General features: G+C 71.7%; 6 protein-coding genes. All 6 read right to left on the bottom strand.

The features are described from left to right. On the bottom strand, positions 1-225 hold a 225-nt coding region (locus tag PH203_RS46970; RefSeq protein WP_289928837.1), incomplete at its 3' end, for an alcohol dehydrogenase catalytic domain-containing protein. Between the two features lie 15 nt (positions 226-240). Then, positions 241-1,269 (bottom strand): type I glyceraldehyde-3-phosphate dehydrogenase, encoded by a 1,029-nt coding sequence (gap, locus tag PH203_RS46965; RefSeq protein ID WP_289928836.1) that lies wholly within the window; start codon positions 1,267-1,269, stop codon positions 241-243. Positions 1,270-1,401: 132 nt separating this feature from the next. Beyond that, complete coding sequence (locus PH203_RS46960) at positions 1,402-2,094, bottom strand: response regulator transcription factor (RefSeq protein WP_289928835.1); 693 nt, start codon at positions 2,092-2,094, stop codon at positions 1,402-1,404. A 176-nt stretch (positions 2,095-2,270) separates the two neighbouring features. After that, complete coding sequence (locus PH203_RS46955; RefSeq protein WP_289928834.1) at positions 2,271-2,894, bottom strand: DoxX family membrane protein; 624 nt, start codon at positions 2,892-2,894, stop codon at positions 2,271-2,273. Between the two features lie 138 nt (positions 2,895-3,032). Next, positions 3,033-5,420 carry a phosphoketolase family protein gene (locus tag PH203_RS46950; RefSeq protein WP_289928833.1) on the bottom strand — a complete coding sequence of 796 codons (2,388 nt, stop codon included), beginning with the start codon at positions 5,418-5,420 and terminating at the stop codon, positions 3,033-3,035. Positions 5,421-5,553: 133 nt separating this feature from the next. After that, on the bottom strand, positions 5,554-6,384 hold the full coding sequence (locus tag PH203_RS46945; RefSeq protein ID WP_289928832.1) for a universal stress protein: 831 nt from the start codon (positions 6,382-6,384) through the stop codon (positions 5,554-5,556). Positions 6,385-6,417: the final 33 nt, after the last annotated feature.

Raw genomic sequence — 6,417 nt, 5'->3', positions numbered from 1 at the left:
CGCCACGCCCGCGCCGACCGCCGTGACCGGGCCGATGCCCTCATGCCCGGGAACGAACGGCGGCCGCGGCTTGACCGGCCAGTCACCATGCGCAGCATGAATGTCCGTGTGACACAGACCCGACGCCTCCATCCGCACCAACACCTGCCCCGCACCCGGCTCCGGCACGGCCAGCTCCCGGATCTCCAGAGGCTTACCGAAGTCGGTCACCACTGCTGCCTTCATGTTCTTCACCCTCCGTCAGTTCTTGGGCAGGCGGGCGGCGACGTACTCGGTGAGGTCGAGCAGCCGGTTGGTGTAGCCCCACTCGTTGTCGTACCAGCCGAAGATCTTGACCAGTTCGCCGTGGGCCTGCGTCAGAGGGGCGTCCAGCACGCAGGAGGCCGGGTCGCCGACCACGTCGCGGGAGACGATCGGGGCGTCCGACACCCGCAGCACGCCCTTGAGCGGTCCGTCCGCGGCCTCCCGGAACGCCGCGTTGATCTCCTCCACGGTCACCGCCCGGTCGAGCACCACGGCGAGATCGGTCAGCGAGCCGTCCTCGACGGGGACACGTACGGCGATCCCGTCCAGGGTCCCGGCCAGTTCCGGAAGCACCAGCCCGACGGCACGGGCGGCCCCCGTGGACGTGGGAATGATGTTCACGGCGGCGCTGCGGCCCCGGCGCAGGTCCTTGTGCGGGCCGTCCAGGACGACCTGGTCGTTGGTGTAGCCGTGGATGGTGGTCATGAGCCCCTTGACGATGCCGAAGTGCTCGTCGAGGACCTTGACCATGGGGGCCACGCAGTTGGTGGTGCAGGAGGCGTTGGAGACCACGTGGTGGTTCTCCGGGTCGTACGCGCTCTCGTTGACGCCCATCACGACCGTGGCGTCGACGTCCTTGCCCGGCACCGAGAGCAGGACCTTGCGGGCCCCCGCCTTCAGGTGCGCCCCGGCCTGCTCGCGGGTGCGGAAGCGGCCGGTCGACTCGATCACGACGTCCACGCCGAGGTCGCCCCAGGCCAGCGCGGCCGGGTCGCGTTCGGCGGTCACGGCGATGCGGTGCCCGTCCACCGTGAGGGAGTTCTCGTCGTGCTCGACGGTGCGGCCCAGGCGGCCGTACGTCGAGTCATAGGTCAGCAGATGCGCCAGCGCCGCCGGCGAGGTGATGTCGTTGACCGCCACCACCTCGACCGGGGTCCCGGCGGAGGTCTCCGCCCGCTCCAGCACCAGCCGCAGGTAGTTCCGCCCGATACGGCCGAAACCGTTGATGCCCACGCGCACACTCATGTCCGTCGCCCTCCCGATCGCTTCGCGTCTGTGTTCGCCTCCAGCCTGCTGGCCGGGCACACGATCGGGCTTGGGTCGCACGGGGGCCGGTCCAGGGACGTTCGGCCCCCTCGGCGAGTCTTGTCGGCGGGCTCAGCTGCTTTCCTGGCGGAGCCTGTCCTGGGCCTGGGTGGCGATGACGGCGGCCTGGATACGGCGCTCCACTCCCAGCTTGGCCAGGAGGCGGGAGATGTGGTTCTTCACCGTCTTCTCCGCGAGGAAGAGCCGCTGGCCGATCTGGCGGTTGGTGAGCCCTTCGCCGATCAGGGCCAGGATCTCCCGCTCGCGGTCGGTCAGGCCCGGCAGCGCGTCCGGCTCCTCCTCCTGCTGCTGGTCCTGGCGCAGCCGCGCCATCAGCCGGGTGGTGGCGCTCGGGTCGAGCAGCGACTGGCCCGCGGCGACCGTGCGGACGGCCGCCACCAGGTCCGACCCCCGGATCTGCTTCAGGACGTATCCGGCGGCCCCCGCCATGATCGAGTCCAGCAGGGCCTCCTCGTCGTCGAACGAGGTCAGCATCAGACAGGCCAGCTCCGGCATCCGCGAGCGCAGCTCACGGCACACGGTCACGCCGTCTCCGTCCGGGAGGCGGACGTCCAGGACGGCTACCTGCGGGCGGAGCGCGGGAACGCGCACCAGGGCCTGCTCCACCGTGCCGGCCTCGCCGACCACCGTGATGTCCGGCTCGTCGTTCAGCAGATCGTGGACCCCGCGCCGTACGACCTCGTGGTCGTCCAGCAGGAAGACCCGGATCGGGCTGTCGGGACCGGGTTGCCCGGTGTCTGGCATCACAAGCTCCTCGTGTCGTCCGCCGAGCTCCGCCCACCGGCGGATCGGCTCCCGGCTCCGATCCTCCTCCTCTCCGGGACCAACGGCCAGGGCCGTTCGGCCCTGTCGTTCATGGACACGCGGAAACGGGGCACCGCCGCGTCACCGCGGCGGTGCCCCGCTCCGGAGCGTGCCCGTCAGATCAGCCAGCGGTTACGGCTGACGAAGGGCAGACGGGCCCAGGCCTTCCCCAGGCCCCAGGTGGCACCGGCGCCCGCGACCGCGAGGGCGATCAGGACGACGGCGTAGACGACGTGGTACTCGGCGAACGGGTTGGTCGACATGCTCAGCGACCCGTCGGACAGGTGCTTGGCGGGCGGCCACTCCGCGATCCACATCAGCGCCATCATGGCCGTGCCGGCCACGGCGGCCAGTCGCAGCCCGATGCCCAGGGTCAGCGCCACGCCGACGCCGAGCAGGCCGAGCATGAACAGCCAGTTCGCCCAGGTGTCCCCGGCCCAGTCGTGGAACGTCGACTCCATCGGGCCGGCCGCGACTGAGCTGAGGAAGCCCTTGGTCGGCGAGCCGCCGTCGATCCAGCCCTTGCCGGAGGGGGTGGCGTAACCGAACCCGAAGGTCTTGTCCAGGAACGCCCACAGGAAGACGAACCCGGTCAGCAGTCGCAGTCCGGCGAACACGTATGCGCGGGTCGCGGTCGTCGCGGCGGTCGTGGTGTCCGCCGTCGCCGCGGCCGTCCCGGTCCTGCGCCGGGACGGGAGGTGGAATCCCAGGTGCCGGTGCGGGTTGTCCTGCACAGCCATGGTGCTCATCCCTTCCAGAGGATCAACGCGGTGTCTTGATGTCTTCGTCGCGTCATCAATGTCCCGCTTCCGCGCTCCGGTTCGCAGGGGCTGCGAGCCCCCTGCCGTGGGGCCGGACGGCCCTGCTCGACGGCCCGTTCAGCCGTCCCAGGACCAGTCGGCGATCTCGGGCAGGTCGGTGCCGTGCTCGCGGATCCAGGCGTGGTGGCGCAGCCGGGCGTCCTCCATCTCCTGCCGTACGGCCGCGGCGCGCACCGCGAGGCCGGGGACGCGGTCGATGACGTCCATGACGAGGCGGTACCGGTCGAGGTCGTTGCTGACCACCATGTCGAAGGGGGTGGTCGTGGTGCCGATCTCCTTGTAGCCGCGCACATGCAGCTGCGGGTGGCCGGTGCGGCGGTAGGCGAGGCGGTGGATGAGCCAGGGGTAGCCGTGGTAGGCGAAGATCACCGGCTTGTCGGCGGTGAAGAGGCCGTCGTACTCGAAGTCGCTCATTCCGTGCGGGTGTTCGTCGCTCGGCATGAGCCGGGCGATGTCGACCACGTTGACGACGCGGACCGCGAGCTGGGGCAGGTGGCGGCGGAGCAACTTGGCGGCGGCCAGGGTCTCCTGGGTGGGGACGTCGCCCGCGCAGGCGAGCACCACGTCGGGCTCCCGGGTGCCGTCCTCGGTGCCCGCCCAGTCCCAGATGCCGGCACCGCGGGCGCAGTGCACCTTCGCCTGTTCCATGGACAGCCAGTCGTAGCAGGGCTGTTTGCCGGCGACGATCACGTTGACGTAGTCGCGGCTGCGCAGCGCGTGGTCCGCGACCGACAGCAGGGTGTTGGCGTCCGGCGGGAAGTAGACCCGTACCGCCTCGGGGCTCTTGTTGAGGATGTGGTCGACGAAGCCGGGGTCCTGGTGGGAGAAGCCGTTGTGGTCCTGGCGCCAGACATGGGAGGTCAGCAGGTAGTTGAGCGAGGCGATGGGGGCGCGCCACGGCAGCCGGCGGGTGACGCGGAGCCATTTGATGTGCTGGTTGACCATCGAGTCGACGATGTGGACGAAGGCCTCGTAGCAGGAGAACAGTCCGTGCCGGCCGGTCAGGAGGTAGCCCTCCAGCCAGCCCTGGCAGGTGTGTTCGGAGAGGATCTCCATGACCCGGCCGTGCCGTTCGAGGTGTTCGTCGACCGGGAGGGTCTGGGCCTGCCAGGCCTTGCCGCTGGCGTCGAAGACGGCCTGGAGCCGGTTGGAGGCGGTCTCGTCGGGGCCCACGATGCGGAAGTCGCGCCGCTGCCGGGTCTCCCGCATGACGTGTTCGAGCAGGTCGCCGAGGACCCGGGTGGGTTCGTGCAGGGTGGCGCCGGGCTTGTCCACGGGCACGGCGTAGCGCTCCAGCGGCGGCAGGGGCAGCTCGCGCAGCAGCAGCCCGCCGTTGGCGTGCGGGGTGGCGCCCAGGCGCCGGGGGCCTTCGGGGACGCAGGCCAGGACCTGCTCGCGGGGCCGGCCGTGCTCGTCGAAGAGTTCCTCCGGGCGGTACGAGCGCAGCCACTGCTCCAGCTGCCGCAGATGCTCGGGGTTGTCGCGGACGGACGCCAGCGGCACCTGGTGGGAGCGCCAGGTGCCTTCCACGGGCAGGCCGTCGACCTCGGCCGGTCCGGTCCAGCCCTTCGGGGTGCGCAGGACGATCACGGGCCAGTGCGGGCGTTCGCTGACGCCGCCCTCACGGGCCGAGCTCTGGATGGCGGCGATCCGTTCCAGGGCGTCGTCCATGGCTGCGGCCATGGCCCGGTGCACGGTCATGGGGTCGTCGCCGGTGACGTGGATCGGGCTGTGTCCGTATCCCCGCAGCAGTGCGTCGAGTTCGGACTCGGGGAGGCGGGCCAGCACCGTCGGGTTGGCGATCTTGTAGCCGTTGAGGTGGAGGATCGGCAGGACCGCGCCGTCGTGGACCGGGTCGAGGAACTTGTCGGAGTGCCAGGACGCGGCCAGCGGACCGGTCTCGGCCTCCCCGTCGCCGATGACGCAGGCGACGAGCAGGTCGGGGTTGTCGAGGGCGGCGCCGTAGGCGTGGGACAGCGAATAGCCCAGCTCGCCGCCCTCGTGGATGGAGCCCGGGGTCTCGGGGGCGACATGGCTCGGGACACCGCCGGGGAACGAGAACTGCTTGAACAGGCGGGCCATGCCCGCGGCGTCCCGCGGGACGTCCGGGTAGGTCTCGCTGTAGCTGCCCTCCAGCCAGGCGTTGGCGAGGACGGCGGGGCCGCCGTGGCCGGGCCCCCAGATGCACAGGGCGTCCTGGCCGCGGGCCTTGACGACGCGGTTGAGGTGGGTGTGCACCAGGTTCAGGCCGGGGGACGTGCCCCAGTGACCCAGCAGCCGCGGCTTGACGTGCTCGGCGCGCAGCGGCTCGGTCAGCAGCGGGTTCGCCATCAGGTAGATCTGGCCGACCGCCAGGTAGTTCGCGGCACGCCAGTGGGCGTCCAGGGCCTTGAGTTCCTCGTCGGTGAGCGAGGCGGTGGACGCCTGCGGTGTGTCGACGGACATGTCGGGTCCCTTCCAGGGTGGGCGGGCTGCGGGGTCGAAGTCGCACGTGCCGGTATGCGCCTTCCACCCTGCTCTCGCCCGCCGGGTACCCGACAGGGCCGACCGGGCCATCCCCAGGGGCCCTCGGGACCGCTCAGCCGCTGGGCACGAACACCACGGGGCAGTGCGAGCGGTGCAGCAGCGTGTGGGCGACCGGGCCCAGGCGCGGCCGCATCCGGCCGGTGTGGTGGTGCACGCCGACGACGGCGAGACCGGCCTCACGCGTGGCTTCCAGCAGTGCGTGCGCGGGGCTGGTGCGGACCGTGCGGGCCTCGACCGCGACCGCGGGGTGGCGATCGTGCAGCGCGGCCATGCTGAACCGCGGTACGGCTTCCTCGGCCGCGTCGGTCCGGGCCAGTTCGCGCTGGCCGGGGCTGGTCGCGGGCACCATGGAGGGCAGTTCGGGTACGACGTGCCGGTGCACCCAGGAGTGCAGGACACGCAGCCGGGCGCCGCGCCGCTCGGCCTCCTGGAAGGCGTAGGCCGCGGCGTCCGCGTCGGCGTCGCCCGCCAGGCCCAGCAGCACGTCCCGGTCGCCGTCGCACGGGTGGTCGCCGCGGACCACGAGAAGCGGGCTGCGGGTGTGTGCCGCAAGGCGCAGACCGACCGAGCCCACGAGGAGCCCGGCGAACCCGCCGAGGCCCCGGTTGCCGACCACGGTCAGTGCCGCGCCCTCGCTCTCCTGCACCAGGGTCCGCACCGTGCCGGCCTCGGAGGCCGCGGTCACGACCGGCAGCCCGGGGTGGTGGGCACGGACGCGTTCGACGGCCGAGGCCAGAACCGGTCCGGCGGTGTCCCGGTCGGACACGGCGTGGACGATGCGCAGTCCGACGCCGCGGGCCACGGCCTCCTGAGCGGCCCGGTCCAGCGCGCGTACGGCGATCAGTGAGCCGTCCACTCCGACGACCACGGGCTGGGTAGTCATGACACTGTTCCTTTCCGATGTTCCCGGGTGATG

Origin of the sequence: Streptomyces sp. S.PB5, assembly GCF_030403745.1 — a bacterium.
Classification (GTDB): Bacteria; Actinomycetota; Actinomycetes; order Streptomycetales; family Streptomycetaceae; genus Streptomyces.
Note: the sequence above shows the minus strand (reverse complement) of the source record. Positions and strands in the feature narration are given on the sequence as shown.